General features: G+C 53.8%; 16 protein-coding genes and 1 tRNA gene. 12 read left to right on the top strand and 5 right to left on the bottom strand.

Going from position 1 to position 19,583, the window contains the following annotated elements:
• The first annotated feature begins 2 nt into the window (after nucleotides 1-2).
• Entirely contained in the window at nucleotides 3-644 is a 642-nt protein-coding gene (locus Q3970_RS09800) for an NYN domain-containing protein (RefSeq protein ID WP_303100391.1), read from the top strand.
• A gap of 65 nt (nucleotides 645-709) precedes the next feature.
• On the opposite strand, the gene Q3970_RS09795 is transcribed toward Q3970_RS09800, so the two are convergent.
• On the bottom strand, nucleotides 710-2,572 hold the full coding sequence (locus Q3970_RS09795; protein WP_303100390.1) for a ribonuclease catalytic domain-containing protein: 1,863 nt from the start codon (nucleotides 2,570-2,572) through the stop codon (nucleotides 710-712).
• A gap of 282 nt (nucleotides 2,573-2,854) precedes the next feature.
• A complete protein-coding gene (locus Q3970_RS09790; RefSeq protein ID WP_303100389.1) occupies nucleotides 2,855-4,081 on the bottom strand; it encodes a YihY family inner membrane protein in 1,227 nt (408 codons plus the stop codon).
• A 298-nt stretch (nucleotides 4,082-4,379) separates the two neighbouring features.
• Between Q3970_RS09790 and wrbA the strand changes: the two genes are divergently transcribed.
• Together wrbA and nfsA are read left to right on the top strand one after the other, a co-directional pair.
• On the top strand, nucleotides 4,380-4,985 hold the full coding sequence (gene wrbA, locus Q3970_RS09785; protein WP_303100388.1) for an NAD(P)H:quinone oxidoreductase: 606 nt from the start codon (nucleotides 4,380-4,382) through the stop codon (nucleotides 4,983-4,985).
• Nucleotides 4,986-5,028: 43 nt separating this feature from the next.
• Entirely contained in the window at nucleotides 5,029-5,760 is a 732-nt protein-coding gene (nfsA, locus tag Q3970_RS09780; RefSeq protein ID WP_303100387.1) for an oxygen-insensitive NADPH nitroreductase, read from the top strand.
• Nucleotides 5,761-5,903: 143 nt separating this feature from the next.
• Here the strand turns inward: nfsA and Q3970_RS09775 are convergent.
• Nucleotides 5,904-5,979, bottom strand: a tRNA-Lys gene (locus Q3970_RS09775).
• A gap of 309 nt (nucleotides 5,980-6,288) precedes the next feature.
• Between Q3970_RS09775 and Q3970_RS09770 the strand changes: the two genes are divergently transcribed.
• The 7 genes from Q3970_RS09770 to Q3970_RS09740 all read left to right on the top strand — a co-directional run bounded on the left by Q3970_RS09770 (nucleotide 6,289) and on the right by Q3970_RS09740 (nucleotide 13,208).
• On the top strand, nucleotides 6,289-6,621 hold the full coding sequence (locus tag Q3970_RS09770; protein ID WP_303100386.1) for a hypothetical protein: 333 nt from the start codon (nucleotides 6,289-6,291) through the stop codon (nucleotides 6,619-6,621).
• Nucleotides 6,622-6,817: 196 nt separating this feature from the next.
• Nucleotides 6,818-8,980, top strand: a complete 2,163-nt coding sequence (gene yccS, locus Q3970_RS09765; protein WP_303100385.1) for a YccS family putative transporter — start codon at nucleotides 6,818-6,820, stop codon at nucleotides 8,978-8,980.
• A 75-nt stretch (nucleotides 8,981-9,055) separates the two neighbouring features.
• Nucleotides 9,056-10,042, top strand: coding sequence for a TerC family protein (locus tag Q3970_RS09760; protein ID WP_303100384.1), 987 nt, complete (start codon nucleotides 9,056-9,058; stop codon nucleotides 10,040-10,042).
• A gap of 416 nt (nucleotides 10,043-10,458) precedes the next feature.
• The gene (gene minC, locus Q3970_RS09755) at nucleotides 10,459-11,160 is read left to right on the top strand and encodes a septum site-determining protein MinC (RefSeq protein WP_303100383.1); all 702 of its coding nucleotides are present in this window, start codon (nucleotides 10,459-10,461) and stop codon (nucleotides 11,158-11,160) included.
• Nucleotides 11,161-11,197: 37 nt separating this feature from the next.
• Nucleotides 11,198-12,010, top strand: a complete 813-nt coding sequence (gene minD, locus Q3970_RS09750; protein ID WP_303100382.1) for a septum site-determining protein MinD — start codon at nucleotides 11,198-11,200, stop codon at nucleotides 12,008-12,010.
• A gap of 2 nt (nucleotides 12,011-12,012) precedes the next feature.
• Nucleotides 12,013-12,282: a cell division topological specificity factor MinE gene (minE, locus tag Q3970_RS09745; RefSeq protein WP_085366804.1), complete on the top strand. Its 270-nt coding sequence runs from the start codon at nucleotides 12,013-12,015 to the stop codon at nucleotides 12,280-12,282.
• Nucleotides 12,279-13,208, top strand: a complete 930-nt coding sequence (locus Q3970_RS09740; RefSeq protein WP_303100381.1) for a hydrogen peroxide-inducible genes activator — start codon at nucleotides 12,279-12,281, stop codon at nucleotides 13,206-13,208. The genes minE and Q3970_RS09740 overlap by 4 nt, the downstream gene beginning before the upstream one ends.
• Before the next feature lie 226 nt (nucleotides 13,209-13,434).
• Here Q3970_RS09740 and Q3970_RS09735 read toward each other — a convergent pair whose 3' ends face one another.
• On the bottom strand, nucleotides 13,435-13,884 hold the full coding sequence (locus tag Q3970_RS09735; protein ID WP_303100380.1) for a universal stress protein: 450 nt from the start codon (nucleotides 13,882-13,884) through the stop codon (nucleotides 13,435-13,437).
• A gap of 199 nt (nucleotides 13,885-14,083) precedes the next feature.
• On the bottom strand, nucleotides 14,084-15,862 hold the full coding sequence (locus tag Q3970_RS09730; protein WP_303100379.1) for an extracellular solute-binding protein: 1,779 nt from the start codon (nucleotides 15,860-15,862) through the stop codon (nucleotides 14,084-14,086).
• Between the two features lie 338 nt (nucleotides 15,863-16,200).
• Here Q3970_RS09730 and Q3970_RS09725 point away from each other — a divergent pair, with 338 nt between their 5' ends.
• Both Q3970_RS09725 and Q3970_RS09720 read left to right on the top strand, forming a co-directional pair.
• Nucleotides 16,201-17,073 carry a lipid A biosynthesis lauroyl acyltransferase gene (locus Q3970_RS09725; protein WP_303100378.1) on the top strand — a complete coding sequence of 291 codons (873 nt, stop codon included), beginning with the start codon at nucleotides 16,201-16,203 and terminating at the stop codon, nucleotides 17,071-17,073.
• Nucleotides 17,074-17,542: 469 nt separating this feature from the next.
• Entirely contained in the window at nucleotides 17,543-19,141 is a 1,599-nt protein-coding gene (locus Q3970_RS09720; RefSeq protein WP_303100377.1) for an isocitrate lyase, read from the top strand.
• Nucleotides 19,142-19,583: the final 442 nt, after the last annotated feature.

Below are 19,583 nucleotides of genomic sequence, written 5' to 3'. Positions count from 1 at the left end.
TTATCAAACGTATCCGCTATTTCGAGAAACATAATGCTTATGACGCCAAACGCATTGCATCCCTCGCTTTCCGCTTATCACTACTTCACTTATCACAAAAAATAAACGGCACCAAACAGCATGACAGCCTTTATAGGATTTTCTTTTACGATTATGCTCCCCTGCAAAAGAAAATGCACAACCCCATTTCTAAAAAGTTGATTGATTTTTCCAAATCAGATGAAGCTGTTTTCAGAAACGAACTCCATAAAGAATTAATCAAAAAGAGAAAACTTGCACTACGCTTGGGTAAATTATCAGACCAACTGACCTGTTGGCGGTTGAAAGCCGATGTAATGGATAATCTGCTCAAAGGCCGGATAGAGCGGCACGAAATAACAGAAAAAGACGTTATGATTGATGTTAAGCAAAAAGGCGTTGATATGCGCATTGCTTTGGATATTGCATCAATAACACTCAAAAAACAGGCCGACCGTATCGTATTGGTTTCAGGTGATTCTGATTTTGTGCCTGCCGCAAAATTAGCGCGAAGGGAAGGAATTGATTTTATTTTAGATCCAATGTGGCAAAATATTCCTGAAGATTTATTTGAGCATATTGATGGTTTGCGAAGCACATATCCTCGAAAAAATAAACAGCTTTAATTCTACAAGAGGCCGTCTGAAAACATTTTCAGACGGCCTCTCTTCACGCTTTAAACCCGCAACGCTTACGCCGCAGGCGGCAGCATCTTCAAATAATTCAAAGCGATAAACTGCTTGTCGGCATCCACTTCGGCCACCGCCAGCAGCAACTGCGACTTGGGCAGCGCGTCAAACGGAATGCCCGTGGCGCGCGCGGCCAGCGGCAGGCCGTCGATGCGCACCAAATCTTCTTTCAGCAGCGTGGCTTTCAGCTCTTTCAACGCCTGCTGGCGGATATACACCAAGCTCCAGTAGTTTTCCATTTTGCGCTGGAAATCGGCATAGGCGGTGTAGGCCGCGTCGAAATCGCGCAGGGCGGCAAAGAGGGCGGTGTCGTTGCTGCCAAACAGCGGCTCGGCTTCACTGTTTATCAGGCTGAGCAGCTGCTTTTGGTTGATATAGTCGGCGGCGCGGCGCAGCGGCGAGGTGAACCAGCCGTAGTGCTGCACGCCCATGCCGCTGTGCGGTTCGGATTGGGTGCTCATGCGTACTTTGCCGTTGCCGGGCTGCACGCGGAAAAGGCCGGGCAGGCCGTTTTCATCGAGCATCTGCGCCCATGTGCTGTTGGCGAGTATCATCATTTCGCTCACCAGCGTGTCGATGGGCGAGCCGCGCTCGCGGCGGGAAACGGCCACGCTGCCGTCTTCGTTCAGCCCGATGCCGTAATCGTATTGCGGGGCGCGGTCCGGCTCGTATTTGCCGCGCGCTTTCTGGCGCGCCACAGCGAAGCGGTGCAGCCAGATTAAATCCTGATGGTGGTTGAACATGGCCTGCCCTTCGGCATCGAGGCCGGTTTCGGCGTTGAAGTTCGGCTCGATGGCTTGGATGCGCAGGTTTTCGGCGATATAGACGGCTTCGATTTTGTGCACGGGCGCGCTGATGTTGAAATCGGCGTCAACGTCGAAATAAATGCTCACGGCGGGGCGGTGGCCGCCGGCATCGAGGCTGAAGGCGGCAATCCAGTTGTCGGGCAGCATGGTGATTTTGCCGCCGGGAAAATACACCGTGCTCAGGCGTTCCATAATGGTTTTTTCGATGGCGCTGCCCACTCCGACGGCCAGCGCGGGCGCGGCGATGTGGATGCCCACGCGTTTGGTGCCGTTGCCCAAGTCGGTAACGCTCAGGGCATCGTCCACTTCGGTGGTGTCTTCGTCGTCGATGGAAAACGCCTGCACGGCGGCCTGCGGTAGTGCGGGCAGCGCGGGCACGGGCATATCGGCGAAAGCCGTGCCTTTGGGAAAATGTTTGACTTCAAAACCGTCGCGCAGATATTGCGGAATCGAGGCGACGCCGCCGGTTTGCATAGCCAGCGCCAGCGGGGTGAGTTTGAGCGCGTCGGCGGCTTTGGTAAAGGCTTTATAGGTGGGCGCCTGTTTGTCGGGCGCGTGCAGGATGGTTTTCAGGTCGGCGGCGATTTCAGACGGCATCTCGCCTTGTTTGAGTGCTTCCGACCAGGCTTCGATTTGCGCGTCCTGCTGTTTTTTGCGCTCCACTGCCGCCAACGCCTGCTTGAGCGTTTCTTCGGGGGCGGCTTTGAAGATGCCTTTGGCTTTTTTATAGAAATACACCGGTGCGGCATAAAGCGCCATCAGCGTGCCCGCCAGCTCGGTTTTGGCAGGCGGTCGGCCGAAATATTCTTCGGCGATGGCTTCGGCGCTGAATTCTTCTTCGCCGCACACTTCCCACAACAGGCCGGTGTCGATTTCGGCGGCTTCGGCCCGGGCTTGGGCGAGGAATTCGTCCATCGGGTTGTCGAATTCGACAAACACGTTGGCCGCTTTCACTTTGGTGCGTTTGCCGTGCTGGGTATCGGCCTGATAGGTGGCGTCGTTTTTCTGCACCACGGCGGCCACTTTGAATTGGCCGGATTCTTCGTAAAAAATGTTCATATAAAAGCTAAAAGCGCAGTCGGAAAAGCGCGTGATTTTAACAGGATTCGCAAAGGCCGTCTGAAAGGTTTGCGCCGCTTCGGCAGCAGCCCGCCGCCTTTCAGACGGCCTGCGGTTAAACTACTTGCTCAACACCTGTTCCGTCATACCCGGGCTTGACCCGAGTATCTTGAGTTTCAGAAAATTTCGGGGATACTCGGCCCAAGCCCGAATATGACGGCAGTTGGGTATTTCAGGCAGCCTGCCCGGATTTTGCAAAGCGTCCGGTATGGTGTTAACGGTTCAGCTTTCCTTCTCCCGCCGCGTGTGGACGTCGAACTCCGACAACGTGATGTCGAGCGCACCCAAACACGGCAACATAATCTCGGCAACGGCCGCATCGACACCCTCTCGGTTTTGGCCGACCGGCCGGTAAACAAACAGCCTGAACAAATCGCCTAAGCCGATGGCTTCAGCATTGGTTTTCAACACCCAGCCCTGCTTGCCCTGATACACATAGCCGTGGCGGGCGAGTTTTTCGAGCAGTCCGCCCAATTCGTCATAGCCCATATTGATGTGCGGCCGGAAATCCTGCACCCTGAGCGCGCCGCCGGTTTGCTGGGCTTCGTTGAGCAGCAGCAGGATTTTCAATATATCGTCGAAACGCCCGCGCGCATCAAAACCCCGTCTGAACGCTTCGCCCTGCCAGTAGGAAAGCGAAGCAGTGAGCACTGCGCCGGAGAGCACCAGCATCCACAGCAAATTGAGCCACAGCAGAAAAAACGGCACCGCCGCAAACGCGCCGTAAATCAGCGTATAACCTTTAAATGTTCCGATATACCAGGCAAAACCGTAGCGGGCGGCTTCGAGCAAAACCGCCGTTACCGCCGCCCCGAGCAGCGCATGGCGGGCGGGTACAAAGCGGTTGGGCACCAGCCGGTAGAGCAGCCACAGCAGCAGCGTGCCGAACAATATCGACGCACTGATGCGCACCGCCGCCGCCAACAGCGGATAGTTTTCGCCGAACGGGCTGTATCTGAGCAGCGACGACCACAGCGACAAACCCACGCCCAACGCCAGCGGGCCTAACGTGAGCAATGCCCAATACACCAAAAACTGCATCACCAGCGGCCGCTGCGAACCCACACGCCAGATACGGTTGAACGTTTGGTCTATCGTTTGAATCAGCATCAGCGAAGTAAACACCAGCATAATGATACCGATGGCAGTGAGCCTGCTGGCCTTCTGCTTGAATTCGTCGATATAGTCGAACACCTTATCCGCCCCCTGCGGCACAATGGTCCGGTTGACGAAATGAACAAAAGATTCGGAAAGATTGTCGAACATCGGAAACGCCGACACCACCACCAGCGTAACCGTAAGCACCGGCACCAGCGCCAAAAGCGTGGTAAACGTGAGGCTGGCCGACACCTGCGGCACGCGCACCTCCACAAAACGCCGGCACACAAACCACACAAACCCGCCCAAACGCGAAGCGCGCACAGCTTGCCACCAAGATAAATTCGGCATACTCTTTAATACTTTCTTTTGATTGAAAACGCTGTTTCCGTGAGGAAACAAGTTCCTGTGAAGCTAAAACGGGTTTTCATACGGCCTGAAAAATTTTAAGCAAAGTTTGAGGCCGTCTGAAAGCGCCTTTCATCAAGTTTCCTTTTCGGTTGAGACCCCGCCATTTATGGCGGTAGAATTTGGGTTTATCGGGTAGGGGTGTAACCCCTTCCCAATCAGGGCAACACGTAGGGCGGCGCTTTATGTGTCGTCCTGTGTATTGAAACATTGTAACGGAAAGAGGCAGCGGAAAGCCAAAATGAACCAAAACACCTTGAAAATATTAGTATTATACTATTCCCAACACGGCGGCACACAAAACCTCGCCCGCCAAATCGCGCGCGGCGTCGAAAGCGTGGCCGGCTGCGAAGCCGTGCTGCGCACCGTGCCGAAAGTGTCTTCCGTATGCGAAGCGGTCGAAGCCGATATTCCCGCCGAAGGCGCGCCCTATTGCAGCGCCGAAGACCTCAAAACCTGCGCTGCCCTCGCCTTGGGCAGCCCCACCCGCTTCGGCAACATGGCCGCCGCCATGAAATACTTTATCGACGGCACCATCCCGCAATGGCTGGGCGGCGAACTCATCGGCAAGCCCGCCACCGTGTTCACCAGCACCGCCAGCCAGCACGGCGGGCAGGAATCCACCCTGCTCACCATGATGCTGCCCCTGCTGCACCACGGCATGATCATCAGCGGCGTGCCGTTTAGCGAAGCCGCTTTAAGCCGAACCCAAAGCGGCGGCACGCCCTACGGCGCATCGCATACGGCAGGGCAGGACGGCAAAGCCGGGTTGAGCGGCGAAGAGCAGCAAATCGCATTTACCCAAGGCAAACGCCTGGCCGAGCTGGCCGTCAAACTGGCCGTCTGAAAAAGTTTTTCTACCTTATACGCACACAACAGGAGAAACCCGCATGAACGCATTACCGAGCAAACCCGCGCTGGAAACCGCCCTGAGCCACCGCTCTATCCGCAAATTCACCGGCGAGCCGGTTTCACCCGAAATGTTGGAGGCCGTGCTCGCCGCCGGGCAGGCCGCCTCCACATCAAGCTTTATGCAACTGGTGCACATCGTGCGCGTTACCGATGCCGAAAAACGCAAACAGCTGCGCGCCGTGGGCGCCAACCAACACTACATCGAAACCTGCGCCGAGTTTTTAGTATTCTGCATCGACTTGGCCAAACACAAAAAAATCGCCCCCGACGCGCAAACCGACTGGACGGAAATGACGCTGATGGGCGCAATCGACGCGGGCATCGCCGCGCAAAACGTGCTGCTCACCGCCGAATCGCTGGGCTTGGGCGGCGTGTATATCGGCAGCCTGCGCGACGACATCAACGCCACCGACCGCATTCTGAATCTGCCCGAAAACGTAGTGCCGCTGTTCGGTATGTGCTTGGGCCACCCCGCCCAAGACCCGATTATGCGCCCGCGCCTGCCCGCCGCCTGTGTGGTGTCCGAAAACGGCTACGCCCCGCTCGACGACGCGCTCTATGCCGGATACGACGCCACCGTGGCCGACTACTACCAGCGCCGCAGCAATCTGGATTTGAACTTTACCAAACAGGTGCGCAACACGCTCTGTCACGAAGTGCGCCCCGACATCCTGCCGTTTTTGCAGCGCAAAGGCTTGGCGAAACGCTGATTCCGGTGAATTCATCGGCATCAAAAAACAAACCGGGCCGTCTGAAAATTTTCAGACGGCCCGGTTTCAGAACAAATCCGGCACACCCCAAAACAGGCGGTGGCAAGAAAAAAGCCTAAACGGTTGTTTAGGCTTAGAAAATTTGGTGGGTCGTGAAGGATTCGAACCTTCGACCAACGGATTAAAAGTCCGCTGCTCTACCAGCTGAGCTAACGACCCGAAAGATTGCGCATTATAAAAATGCCGTTTCGGGCTGTCAAGCACTTTCCGGTGGTTTTTTTGATTTTATTCGGGCAATATTCGGAATGTTATTTTAACCGGCGTCGGATATGCTATTATTCTGCGCACTCTGGCGCAACCGTGCCGGTAGATTCCGATATTTCCAACACAAGGATGTTTCAACACACAGGACGACACATAAAGCGCCGCCCTACGTGTTGCCCTGATTGGGAAGGGGTTACACCCCTACCCGATAAACCCAAATTCTACCGCCATAAATGGCGGGGTCTCAACCGAAAAGGAAACTTGATGAAAAAGTTTTTAATTACCGCTGCAGCTGTTGCCGCCTTGGCCGCCTGTTCGCAAGAAACCAAACAAGAAACCAAAGAAGCGGCTCAGGCCGTGGCTTCTGAAGTAAAAACTGATGCGGCCTCCGCAAAAGCCGAAGCGGCTTCTGCCGTAAGCGGTGCTGTGGATGCGGCCAAAGAAGCCGGTGCAAAAGCGGAAAATGCCGCCTCCACTGCGGCAGAAGCGGGCAAGGATGCGGCTGCCGATGCGGTCAATGCGGCCAAAACCGCTGCCGAAGATGCGGTAACTGCGGCCAAAGAAGCGGCTGCCAAGGCAAAAGAAGCGGCAAAATAAGCGGCAACAGTTTATCAAACCGAATGGGCGGGCATTATTGCCCGCTTTTTACCGTCCGAAGCATCTGAAAAGTTACCTGATATCCCTGCCTGTCGAAGCTTTTACGGTTTGACTCAATGTCCGGTTAATCAACACACCGTATAAATCCTGTACAATTATATCTTCCGCACTCCTACCGCCCCTGCGGACTCCCGTTATGCGCACGCCTGCCGTCAACCCTAGAGTCATTGCCACGCTGCCGGTTTTTTTCAGCGTATTCATTGCTACCTCGCTTATTTGGTATTTCAACATACCCAAACTCACCACGCCGTTTGTGCTGGGCATCATTGCCGGCGGTTTGGTGGATTTGGACAACCGTTTGACAGGCCGTCTGAAAAATATCGTGATAACGGTGGCGCTGTTTTCGACAGCCTCGATCTCGGCACAAATCACATATGGCGCGGGCTTGCAGTTTATTCTCACGATGACGCTGCTCACATTTGTGTTTACGCTGCTGGGGGCGGTGGGCCTGCGTTACCGCACGTTTGCGTTCGGCACGCTGGCGGTGGCCACCTACACGACATTGTCGTACACGCCCGATATGCCGTGGGCAGTCAACCCGTTTATGATTTTGTGCGGCACGCTGCTATACAGCACCATGACGCTGATTCTGCATATTGTTTTCCCGCACCGCCCCGTGCAGGAAAACATGGCTGCGGCCTATTCGGCGCTGGGCGGCTACTTGGATGCCAAAGCCGAGTTTTTCGACCCCGACGAAGCCGAACAGTTGGAAAACCGCCAGATTGACCTGGCAATGAAAAACACCGCCATCATCGAAGCCTTCAACCGCTGCCGCAGCGCGCTGTTTTACCGTATGCGTGGCCAGCACCGCCACCCGCGCACCAGCCGTATGCTGCGTTATTACTTCACCGCTCAGGATATCCACGAACGCATCAGCTCCGCCCATACGGATTACCGCGAACTGGCCGAAAAATTAAAAAACACCGATTTGATCTTCCGCATCCACCGCCTTATCGAATTGCAGGGGCAGGCCTGCCGCGATGTAGCAGAAAGCCTGCGCAGCGGCCTGCCCTACCGATACAGCAAGCGTTTGCAGCGCGCTGCCGAAGGCTGCCGCCAATCGCTGAAACTGTATGCCGAAACCCGCAGCGGCGGCGAAGTGCATACCCTGCAAAGATTGTTGGAAAACCTGTTCAGCGTCGATTACCAACTCTGCCACATCGAAAGCAGCGACAAAGAAGCGGAGGAAATGCCGTCTGAAAAACACCGCATCGCCGGCATGGAAAGCGGCGGCCTGAATAATGCTTGGCGCACCGTGCGAAGCCGGCTTAATTTTGAATCGGCAGCATTCCGTCACGCCGTACGGCTGGCCATTGTAGTGTTTACCGCCTGCACCATCGTCGAGGTTTTCCATATCCATTTCGGTTATTGGATTCTGCTCACCGCCCTGTTTGTGTGCCAGCCCAACTATTCGGCCACCAAACACCGCATCAACCAACGTATCGCCGGCACGGTGCTGGGCGTATTGGCAGGCTCGCTGGTGCCTTATTTCACACCATCGGTCGAAACCAAACTGTGGATCGTGCTGGCAGCCGCCACACTGTTTTTCTTTTTCCGCACCCTTAAATACAGCTTTTCCACATTTTTTATTACTATTCAAGCACTTACTTCACTATCACTAGCAGGTGAAGACGTATTTTCCCTCACTTGGCCGCGCGTGGCCGACACCTTAATCGGCTCGGCCATCGCCTGGGCGGCAGTATCGTATCTGTGGCCCGACTGGCGCTATCTCACACTCGAGCACACTGCCGCCCAAGCCGCAAACCGCAACGGCGTTTACTTGCGCCATATTCTCGACCAACTGCAAAACGGCGGATCCGACGACATGGCTTACCGTGTTGCCCGCCGTCAGGCACACGAAGCCGCCGCATCGTTGAGCAGTACGCTGTCCGACATGAGCGCCGAGCCGAAAAAATACGGAGCCAGACTGCAAAGCGGTTTTACCCTGCTCAAAACCAGCCATGCGCTAATCGGCTACATTTCCGCCCTCGGTGCCTACCGAAACCGGATGGCACAGGGCTGTGTACCCGAGTTCAGTGAAAATTTCTACCGAACCGCCTACCAAACCGCCGATATACTGGAAAACCTCGCCACACTTCCCCCCGAAACCTTTCAGACGGCCTTTGGGCAGGTACAGCAAGGGTTGGCACAACTTCACAGCCTTATCGGCGGCGACCGCCAAAGCAGCATACTCTGGCAGCAGCTGAGCCTTATCGCCCGCCGGCTTGAACCGTACCACCGTATGCTGCACGATGCGCAGGCAGACGGACTGCGCGGCAACCAGCACGATCTATCATGAAAAACAGCAATATCGGACAGCTATGTTAAAATAGCGGCTTTTTTCCAACTCCTGAATTTTTCAACAAAAACAATTATGGCCGGACATCCTTCAGTCGGCACCCCCTTGTTTTACGGGGTATTTTTTGCCGCTATTTTAATAATGATTGCCGTCGACATGCTCTCGCTCAAAAAAACCGGGGTGCACAAGGTCGGCGTAAAAGAGGCGCTGGCATGGTCTGCCGTGTGGGTTGCGGTGTCGTGCGCCTTTGCCGGCTGGCTGTATTTCGAGCTGGCGGGCAACCCGCTCTACGGCCACGTTGTCGCCAAGCAGAAAACGCTGGAATTTTTCACCGGCTACGTATTGGAAAAATCATTAGCGGTAGATAATATCTTCGTGTTTTTAATGATTTTTTCTTATTTCAAAGTGCAGCCGCAATATCAGCACCGCGTGTTGCTCTACGGCGTGTTCGGCGCCATTGTGTTGCGTATGGTCATGATTTTTATCGGCGCGGCGCTGGTGAGCCGTTTCGAGTGGATTCTGTATGTGTTCGGCGCCTTCCTGCTCTACACCGGTGTAAAAATGATCAAGTCGGACAGTGGCGGCGATGAAGAAGATCTATCAGAAAACAAACTGCTCAACTGGGTAAAAGGCCATATTCCGGTGAGCAAAGATTTCCACGGCGAAAAATTCTTCACCGTTGAAAACGGCAAACTCATTGCCACCCCCATGCTGCTGGTGCTGATGATGATCGAAATGAGCGATGTGATTTTTGCGGTAGACAGCATTCCGGCGGTTTTTGCCGTAACCACCGATCCGTTTATCGTACTCGCATCTAACATTTTCGCCATTCTCGGCCTGCGCGCCATGTATTTCCTGCTGGCCGATATTGCCGACCGCTTCGTGTTTTTGAAATTCGGCCTGGCTTTCGTGTTGAGTTTTATCGGAATCAAGATGCTGATTATGCACTGGATCCATATTCCCATAGGCGTATCGCTTTCGGTGGTGTTCGGCGCACTGGGCGTGTCGGTACTGATTTCGCTGATGTATAACCGCCGCAAAGAAAACGGCAAGGCCTCCTGACCGGCAGCAGGATCCACAAAAAGCAGATATTTCAAAAAATCTGCTTTTTGTGCTTTACCGGGCCGCATGCCGTCTGAATTCCCAAACCGCCGGCAACAGCTCCTCACGGCCAAAACCGCTTCAACACACCGGCAAAAGAGGAAACGGAGGGGGAAAACTGCCGATTATCGCACTGCATTTGACAACAGCATTTAATACGCTTATTGTTTTGTGCCACTGAAATACAAACCAAAGTTTACGCAGAAAGATACGGTGGCCGCTTTGTGGTATTACGGCTGCAAAAATCCGTCCTTAGTGCCCCAAACCTATTATGCGGAAACTTTTTTCATTTCAGACGGCCTTAACGGATTGAATAGCTAAGATTAACACGGTAAACTTAGCCCCATTAAATTTTTTTATGACAGTCTTACCAAAAAATGAAACCAGCTTTTGATATGAAATCGGCACGCTTAGACGTGCTTTCGGTACAGTTGCATACTGCCGATTTAGGGGAATTGGAAGATTTTTTACAACAGCGCGTAAGCCAGCACAAAGGGCTGGGCAGCATGCTGTTTTTATTGGATCTGCAAGAATTCGCGAACCCCGGCGAATTGAGCATCGCCGCCATCGTGTCGCTGTTCGCCCGTTACGGCCTGCAAATCATCGGCCTTCGCCATGAAAACGAAGCATGGGCGGCACATGCCGAGGCCTATCATTTGACATTCAGCCGCAACGACCCGAAACCGGAAACCCAGGCCAAGCAAACGCCGGTTCCGGAACCGGTGGCCACCGTAATCAGTAAGCCGACCGTGCTTATTAACACCCCCATCCGCACCGGCCAGCAGGTATATGCCGAAAACGCCGACCTTATCGTAACCGGAATAGTAAACGAAGGTGCGGAAATCATTGCCGACGGCAACATCCATGTTTACGGTGCGATGCGCGGCCGGGCTCTTGCCGGTGCGACGGGCAACCGCAACGCGCGGATATTCCTTCAATCCATGCAGGCGGAGCTGGTATCAGTAGCAGGTATTTACCGCAACTTTGAGCAAAGCCTGCCTGCGCACCTTGACAGAAAAGCCGTGCAGGTATCGCTCCAAGACAACCGTCTGGTCATCAGCGCCATCGACGGAGAATAACCGTTTTGTTTTTAAACGATTTTTAAAAGGAAACATCGTGGCAAAAATCATCGTAGTAACTTCAGGCAAAGGCGGTGTAGGAAAAACCACCTCCAGTGCCAGCATCGCCTCAGGCTTAGCCATCCGCGGCCACAAAACCGCCGTTATCGATTTCGACGTAGGCTTGCGCAACCTCGACCTGATCATGGGTTGCGAACGCCGCGTGGTATATGACCTGATTAACGTGATTCAAGGCGAAGCCTCACTGACCCAGGCGCTGATTAAAGACAAACACTGCGACAACCTCTTTATCCTGCCCGCTTCGCAAACCCGCGACAAAGACGCCCTAGACCGCGACGGCGTGGGCAAAGTTCTGGACGAATTAACCGGAGAAATGGGATTCGAATACGTTATCTGCGACTCACCCGCCGGTATCGAACAGGGCGCGCTGATGGCACTGTATTATGCCGACGAAGCCGTCATCACCACCAACCCCGAAGTATCCAGCGTACGCGATTCCGACCGCATCCTGGGCATTCTCCAAAGCAAATCGCGCAAAGCCGAAAAAGGCGAAACCGTGAAAGAACACCTGCTGATTACCCGCTACTCGCCCGAGCGCGTCGAAAAAGGCGAAATGCTGTCGGTGCAGGACATCTGCGATATTCTGCGTATTCCGCTTATCGGTGTGATCCCCGAGTCGCAAAACGTATTGCAGGCTTCCAACTCAGGCGCCCCCGTTATCCACCAGAACGACGTGGCCGCCGCCGAAGCCTATAAAGACGTGGTATCCCGCCTGTTGGGCGAAAACCGCGAAATGCGCTACCTGGAGGCCGAGAAAAAAGGCTTCTTCAAACGCCTGTTCGGAGGTTGATCATGTCATTGATTGATTTACTGTTCGGCAGAAAAAACAAAACCGCCGCCGTTGCACGCGACCGCCTGCAGATCATCATCGCCCAAGAGCGCGCCAAAGAGCAGGCTCCCGACTACCTGCCCACCCTGCAAAAAGAGCTGCTGGAAGTGTTATCTAAATATGTGCATGTATCTTTGGAAGACATCCGCATTTCCCAAGAAAAACAAAACGGCTTGGACGTGCTCGAACTGAACATAACCCTGCCGGAGCAGAAAAAGGCCGAAGAAGCATGACCCTGACTGAATTGCGCTACATCGTTGCAGTGGCGCAGGAACGCCATTTCGGGCGTGCCGCCCGCCGCTGCTTCGTCAGCCAGCCCACCCTTTCGATTGCCATTAAAAAACTGGAAGAAGAGCTGGCCGTATCGCTGTTTGACCGGAGCAGCAACGACATCATCACCACCGAAGCGGGCGAGCGTATCATCGCCCAAGCCCGCCGGGTGTTGGAAGAAGCCGAGTTGATCAAGCATCTGGCTAATGAAGAGCAGAACGAATTGGACGGTGCGTTCAAACTCGGCCTGATCTTCACCGTCGCCCCCTACCTGCTGCCCAAACTGATTATGTCGTTGCGCCATACCGCACCGAATATGCCGCTGATGCTTGAAGAAAACTATACCCAGATTCTCACCGAATCCCTCAAGCGCGGCGATTTGGATGCCGTTATCGTGGCCGAGCCTTACCACGAACCGGGCATCGTTACCGAGCCGTTATACGACGAACCGTTTTTCGTAATCGTGCCCAAGGGGCACCACTTTGAAGAACTCGACACCATTACTCCCGCCATGTTGGCCGAAGAACAGGTGCTGCTGCTTACCGAAGGCAACTGTATGCGCGATCAGGTTTTGGCAAGCTGCTCCGAACTGGCCTCCCGCCAAAAAATACAGGGGCTGACCAACACCCTTCAAGGCAGCTCCATCAACACCATCCGCCACATGGTTGCCAGCGGCCTTTCCATCAGCGTGCTGCCTGCCACCGCCCTCACCGAAAACGACCATATGCTGTTCAGCATCATCCCGTTTGAAGGCAGCGCGCCGAACCGCCGCGTGGTATTGGCCTACCGCCGAAACTTCGTGCGCCCCAAAGCCCTCTCGGCCCTGCGCCATGCCGTACTGGCATCACAACTGAACGGCGTGAGTTTCATAGAAACCCAAGCTGCCTGAAAACGCAGTTTCTGCGAAGCTAAAACGGAGCTTCTGCGGAACTGAAACCCTATTGCAGCAAACCGCAAACGGCTGCCTCACTAAGGCAGCCGTTTTGTTTCCCAAAACAGCCCGAGGCCTGGAGTTTATTGCCAACCCTTTGTAAAACTCATTCAGGCCGTCTGAAAAGAACGGGATTTTCAGACGGCCTGAATGAGTTTTACAAAGTTTAAATGCTGCTGAAACGCTAATCGTCTTTGCGGCGGACCAATAATACCGGCACATCGGATTTACGCACCACGCCTTCGGCAACCGATCCCATCAGCAGGTGCATCAGGCCTGAAAAGCCGTGTGTGCCCATCACGATTAAATCACAGTTTTCCGCTTCGACTTGCTCGATTAACAAATCGGCTATTTTGTCGCCCGCGCTTTCCATAATCAGGCTGTCGTAGCGCACACCTGCGGCTTCCAGCTCGGCTTGGGTTTTTTCGAGGACTTTAATACCGGTAGCTTCCACGGCTCTGCGTAAGGCTGCCGCATCGCTAAAAGTCGGTGCCCCCCAGTCAAACTGAGCCACATCCACCACGTGTACGGCCAAAATGGCGGCATCAAGCTGTTTGGCCAGCCGGCAGGCTTCTTTCAGGGCATGCAGGGCTGCTGTGCTGTCGTCTACTGGAACTAGAATACGCTGATACATGACGATGAACCTCCTTTGTTTTCGGTAAACGGTTGGCTTGCTTTGGGGCGGTTTGTGTTTTCGGTTGATACGGATTAGACCGGCTCAGGTATTTTAAGTTTCTCGAATCCAAAAGCTTTTTTGTTTTGTATCAAGTGAGTGGGGCGTCTGAATATTACAAAAAACCATCAGCAGTTTTCAGACGGCCTAAACAACCGCGCTACCGTTTCACCCAGCCCGTGCTCAACGCCCATTCTACGGGGGAATAGTATTTGGGGCGGTTGGCGGGTATGCCCAATGTGTCGCGGTACACCACGCGGTGGCGGTCGGCATACCAGTTGGGCACGATGATGTATTGGTGGCGCAAGACGCGGTCGAGCGCACGGGAAGCAGCCACCAATTCGGCACGGTTGGTGAAACTCTCAAAATGTTTGAGCAGGACCTCTACGGCAGGATGGCACACGCCCGCCCAGTTGCGGCTGCCGTCGGTTTTGGCGGCGGCGCAGCTGAAGTAGTCGAACTGTTCATTGCCGGGACTTTCGCTGTTGGCATACACCGTGATGGTCATGTCGAAATCAAAGCTGTTGAGCCGCTTTTGGTAAACGGCGGGGTCGGCCACGCGCACGTTCATCAGCACGCCGATTTTGGCCAAATCGTTGCGCCATTTTGCGGTTACGCGCTCGTAGGTTTTGCTGGGGCTGAGAAACTCAATCACCAGCGGCCTGCCCTGCGGGTTGACCAAGATGCCGTTGCGGTAACGGTAGCCTGCCTGCTCGAGCAGGGTGCGGGCTTTGAGCAGGTTGGGGCGCACGCCGAGCACGGGGTCGGTTTTGGGCGGCTCGGGCGCGTTTTGGGTAAACACCGCGGCGGGCAGGTGCTGTTTCACGCCGTTGAGCAAGGCCAGCTCCGCGCCGGAGGGCTTGCCGCGTGCGGCGGTTTCACCGTTGGTGAAGAAGCTGTTGCTGCGCAGGTAGGTGCTGTAAAACAGGCGTGTGTTGGTGTTTTCAAAATCGAAACTTTCCACCAGCGCCTGCCGCACGCGGATATCGTCAAAAGGCTTGCGGCGCAGGTTCATTACGAAACCCTGCATTCCGGCGGTGTTGTTGTGCCGCCATTCGTGTTTGTGCAGTTTGCGTTTCTCCAACACGGCGTCGGGATAGGCGCGCGCCCAGTTGCGGGCGATGTTTTCCTGCACGAAATCGTATTGCCCGCCTTTGATGCCTTCGATGCGCACACTGTCGTCTTTGTAGTATTTGAAGCGCACGGTGTCGAAGTTATACATGCCTTTGCGCACGGGCAGGTTTTGCGCCCAATAGTTTTTGTCGCGCACGAATTCGCTCAGGCGGCCGGCATCGGTTTTGCGCAAGCGGTAAGGGCCGGAGCCGATGGGCGGAGTGTTGGCTGCGGCGGCGAGGCCCTTGGGGTAGCTTTTATGCGAAAACACGGGCAGTTCGCCCAAAGTCATGTGCAGTTCGGCGTTGCGCTTTTTGAAGCGGAACACCGCCGTGCGCGCATCGGGTGTTTCTACGCGCGCCACGTCGGCCCAATAAAAACGGTACATGGGCGCGGCGGCTTTGTCGCGGGTGAGGGTGTTGAACGAGGCGGCTACGTCTTTGGCCAGTACGGGATCGCCGTTATGAAAGCGTGACTTGGGGTTGAGTTTGAAGGTTACGGAAAGACCGTCTGAAGCTAGGGAAATGTCTTCCGCCAGCAGGCCGTACATGGCAAGCGGCTCGTCTTTGCCTTTTTCGGCCAGCGTGTCGAGCGTGAGCATGGCGGTGCCTGCCTCATGGTCGCCTTTGAGCGTGAACGGATTAAGCGTATCAAAGCCGCCTGGCGCAGGCAGCGTAAACGTGCCTCCTTTGGGTGCATCGGGGTTGACATAATTAAACGATTTGAAGCCGGCCGGGTGCAGCACAGGCTGTCCCAAAGCCAAACCGTGGGCGGCTTGGGCATGGGCGGCGGCGCAAAACAGCAACAGGGCGGAAAAAGTTTTCATCTCAAAAATGCTTAACAAAAAATGCGAAGCCTATTGTAGCCTATCGGCAGAATTGCCCAAACACCGTTTTATAGTCAAACCATTTACCGAGCAACCGTTCCGTCATACCCGGGTTAAGCCCAATTATGAGAATTGCAATTTTTCTTTAAGCTAATTCATCATGATAACAAACAGAGGCCTTTGCAAAATCTGCTCAGGCCGTCTGAAACCCTGATGCCCGTATCTGCACGCCGTCCCACCATGCTGTTCAAGAACCCTGCCCAACCCGAAAAGGTTTGTATAAAAAAGCAGCGTTCGCGTCTATAATACGGCCACCCGCCCAACCCGACAGCCGACAAATGAAATTCGCTTTCTTTATCTTATATTTAATTCAACTGCTGCCGTTTTGCCTGATTCACAAACTGGCCGACTTCGTCGGTTTTTTGGCCTATTACGCCGTCAAACCGCGCCGTAAAGTGGGCGAAACCAATTTACGGAAATGCTTTCCCGAGTGGAGCAAAACCAAGCGCACCGCCGTACTGAAATGCCATTTCCAACATATGGCCAAACTTATGTTCGAATATGGTCTTTATTGGTACGCCCCCGCCGAACGCCTGCGCCGTTTCGTGCGCTATCAAGACAAACATCATCTCGACGACGCGCTCTCAACGGGCGAAAAAGTGATTCTGCTCTACCCCCACTTCACCGCCTTTGAAATGGCCGTTTACACCCTCAACCAAGACGTGCCGCTTACCAGCATGTATTCCCACCAGAAAAACCGGGCGATGGACGAGCAGATTCTCAAAGGCCGCCACCGCTACAACAACGTGTTTTTAATCGGCCGTAACGAAGGATTGCGGGCGATTATCAAACAAATCCGCAAAAGCGGCGCCCCCTTTCTCTACCTGCCCGATCAGGATTTCGGCCGCAACGATTCGATTTTCGTTAACTTTTTCGGCATTCCCACCGCCACCATTGCCGGATTGAGCCGCATCGCAGGCCTAACCGGCGCCAAAGTTATCCCCGCCATTCCCACCCGCGAACCCGACAACACCGTAACGCTGCGTTTTTACCCCGCTTGGGAAAACTTTCCCACCGAGAACGCAGAAGCCGACACACAGCGCATGAACGACTTTATCGAAGCTCGCGCACGCGAACACCCCGAACAATATTTCTGGCTGCACAAACGTTTCAAAACCCGCCCCGAAGGCGAGCCGGGCTTTTACGGCTGACATTTCAGACGGCCTTTAAACCATACCGGCCGCTTTTCTTAACGTATTAAAGAAAGGCGGCATTTTGATATTGCCGGATATTCGGACTACACACCGCTGCCTGCCGATTCTTCTCATACAACCGATGCAGCCCAACAGCAACACGCCCTCAACACACCCTTAAAACCCAAACCTCCTCATTGCCGGCACTGCCGGAAAACAATAATGCCGCACATCAAATTCTGATGATAAATATCTGTAAAAACAAAAAATTATCAATAAAAATCTAAAAAACAGCCAAACAAAAGCCATAAAATTTCAAAGGCATCCGGCACCAATCATTCAAATGCCGCACAAAAATCAAAAACTTTTCAACTAGGGCTTGGCAAGACAGAAAAAAGCGGGTAAATTCCGACTACACCCTACTACACGGAATCAATAACGTGTAAACGGTGTTCCAAAAATCAAGCGAGAACAAAGGAGTCAGCAGATGGCAAATTACCAAAACGAAATCAAAGAAGCAGCAGAACTGAAACAGCAGATGGGTTCGGGCTGGAGCGCAATCACCCCCGAATACGTTGCCCGCATGAGGCTGCAAAACCGCTTCAAAACAGGCTTGGACATCGCCAAATACACCGCCGCCATTATGCGGCGCGACATGGCCGAATACGATGCCGATCCCGCAAACTACACCCAATCGCTCGGCTGCTGGCACGGTTTTGTCGGCCAGCAAAAACTGATTTCGATCAAAAAACACCAAAAAACCACCAACAAACGCTATCTGTATCTTTCAGGCTGGATGGTTGCCGGCATGCGTTCCGAATTCGGCCCGCTGCCCGACCAGTCCATGCACGAAAAAACCAGCGTTCCGGCTTTAATCGAAGAACTCTACACCTTCCTGAAACAGGCCGATGCCCGTGAGCTCGACCTGTTGTTCACCGCACTGGATGATGCCCGTGCCTCCGGCGACAAAGCCAAAGAGCAGGAAATCCAAAACCAAATCGACAACTTCGAAACCCACGTTGTGCCGATTATCGCCGATATCGACGCCGGTTTCGGCAACGCCGAGGCTACTTACCTCTTGGCCAAGAAAATGATTGAGGCGGGTGCCTGCTGTATCCAAATCGAAAACCAGGTATCCGATGAAAAACAATGCGGCCACCAAGACGGCAAAGTAACCGTTCCGCACGTTGATTTTCTAGCAAAAATCAATGCCGTCCGCTACGCATTCCTGGAACTGGGCGTGGATGACGGCGTGATTGTCGCCCGCACCGACTCTTTGGGTGCCGGCTTAACCAAACAGATTGCCTACTCATTGCAGCCGGGCGATTTGGGCGACCAATACAACAGCTTCCTCGACGGCGAAGAAATCACCGACCTCTCCCAAATCAAACCGGGCGACGTGATTGTGAACACCAACGGCAAAACCATCAAACCCGTGCGTTTGCCAAGCAACCTCTTCCAGTTCAAGAAAGGCACAGGGGTTGAGCGCGTGGTGCTCGACTGTATAACCTCGCTGCAAAACGGCGCCGACTTGCTGTGGATTGAAACCGAAAAACCGCACATCGGTCAGATTAAAGAAATGGTGGATAAAATCCGCGAAACCATCCCGAACGCCAAACTGGTATATAACAACAGCCCCTCGTTCAACTGGACGCTGAATTTCCGCCAGCAAGTGTTCGACGCATGGCAGCAGGCAGGCAAAGACGTATCTGCCTACGACCGCGCCAAACTGATGAGCGTGGATTACGACGATACCGATTTGGCCAAAGAAGCCGACGAACGCATCCGCACATTCCAAAAAGATGCGTCTGCCCAAGCCGGTATCTTCCACCACCTGATTACCCTGCCCACTTACCACACCGCTGCCTTGTCAACCGACAATCTGGCTAAAGGCTACTTTGCCGACCAAGGTATGTTGGCTTATGTGAAGGGAGTTCAGCGTGAAGAAATCCGCCAAGGCATCGCCACCGTGAAACACCAAAACATGGCCGGCTCCGACATTGGCGACAACCACAAAGAATACTTTTCCGGTGAAGCCGCCCTGAAAGCCGGCGGTAAAGACAACACCATGAACCAATTCTCGTAAGAGACCGTTTCAGACGGCCTTAACAGAAAGGCCGTCTGAAACCGACTTCTTTATCTGCATAGAGTTGAGCTGTACAGATAAAGTGCAGGCGCAAGCCTGTATTGTTTGTGAAGCGTAAATCTCTGATTTGAGGTATTCGGGCAACCTTTTTCGGGTTGCCCGCTTTTTTCTTACAACCGAACAATTTACTTAACCATATTCTGTACGCAGATACAAAACGAGACCTTTGCAAAAACGCCTTAAGGCCGGAGCCTTTGCAAAATCTCTTTCAGCATCTTAAAACCTCTGCGTCATGCCCGGACCTGGCCCGGATATCTGTTATTTCTCTTGAAACAAAAAGATGTCGGGGTCAAGCCCGGATATGACGAAACATAAATCAATTTAGAGTTATAGCTAATCAACTTAATAATCGATACAGGTTCGAAACAGCAAATCAATATCC

Source organism: Neisseria sp., from assembly GCF_030530745.1.
Classification (GTDB): Bacteria; Pseudomonadota; Gammaproteobacteria; order Burkholderiales; family Neisseriaceae; genus Neisseria.
The sequence above is the reverse complement of the archived record's forward strand: the minus strand, read 5'-3'. Positions and strand labels throughout refer to the sequence as shown.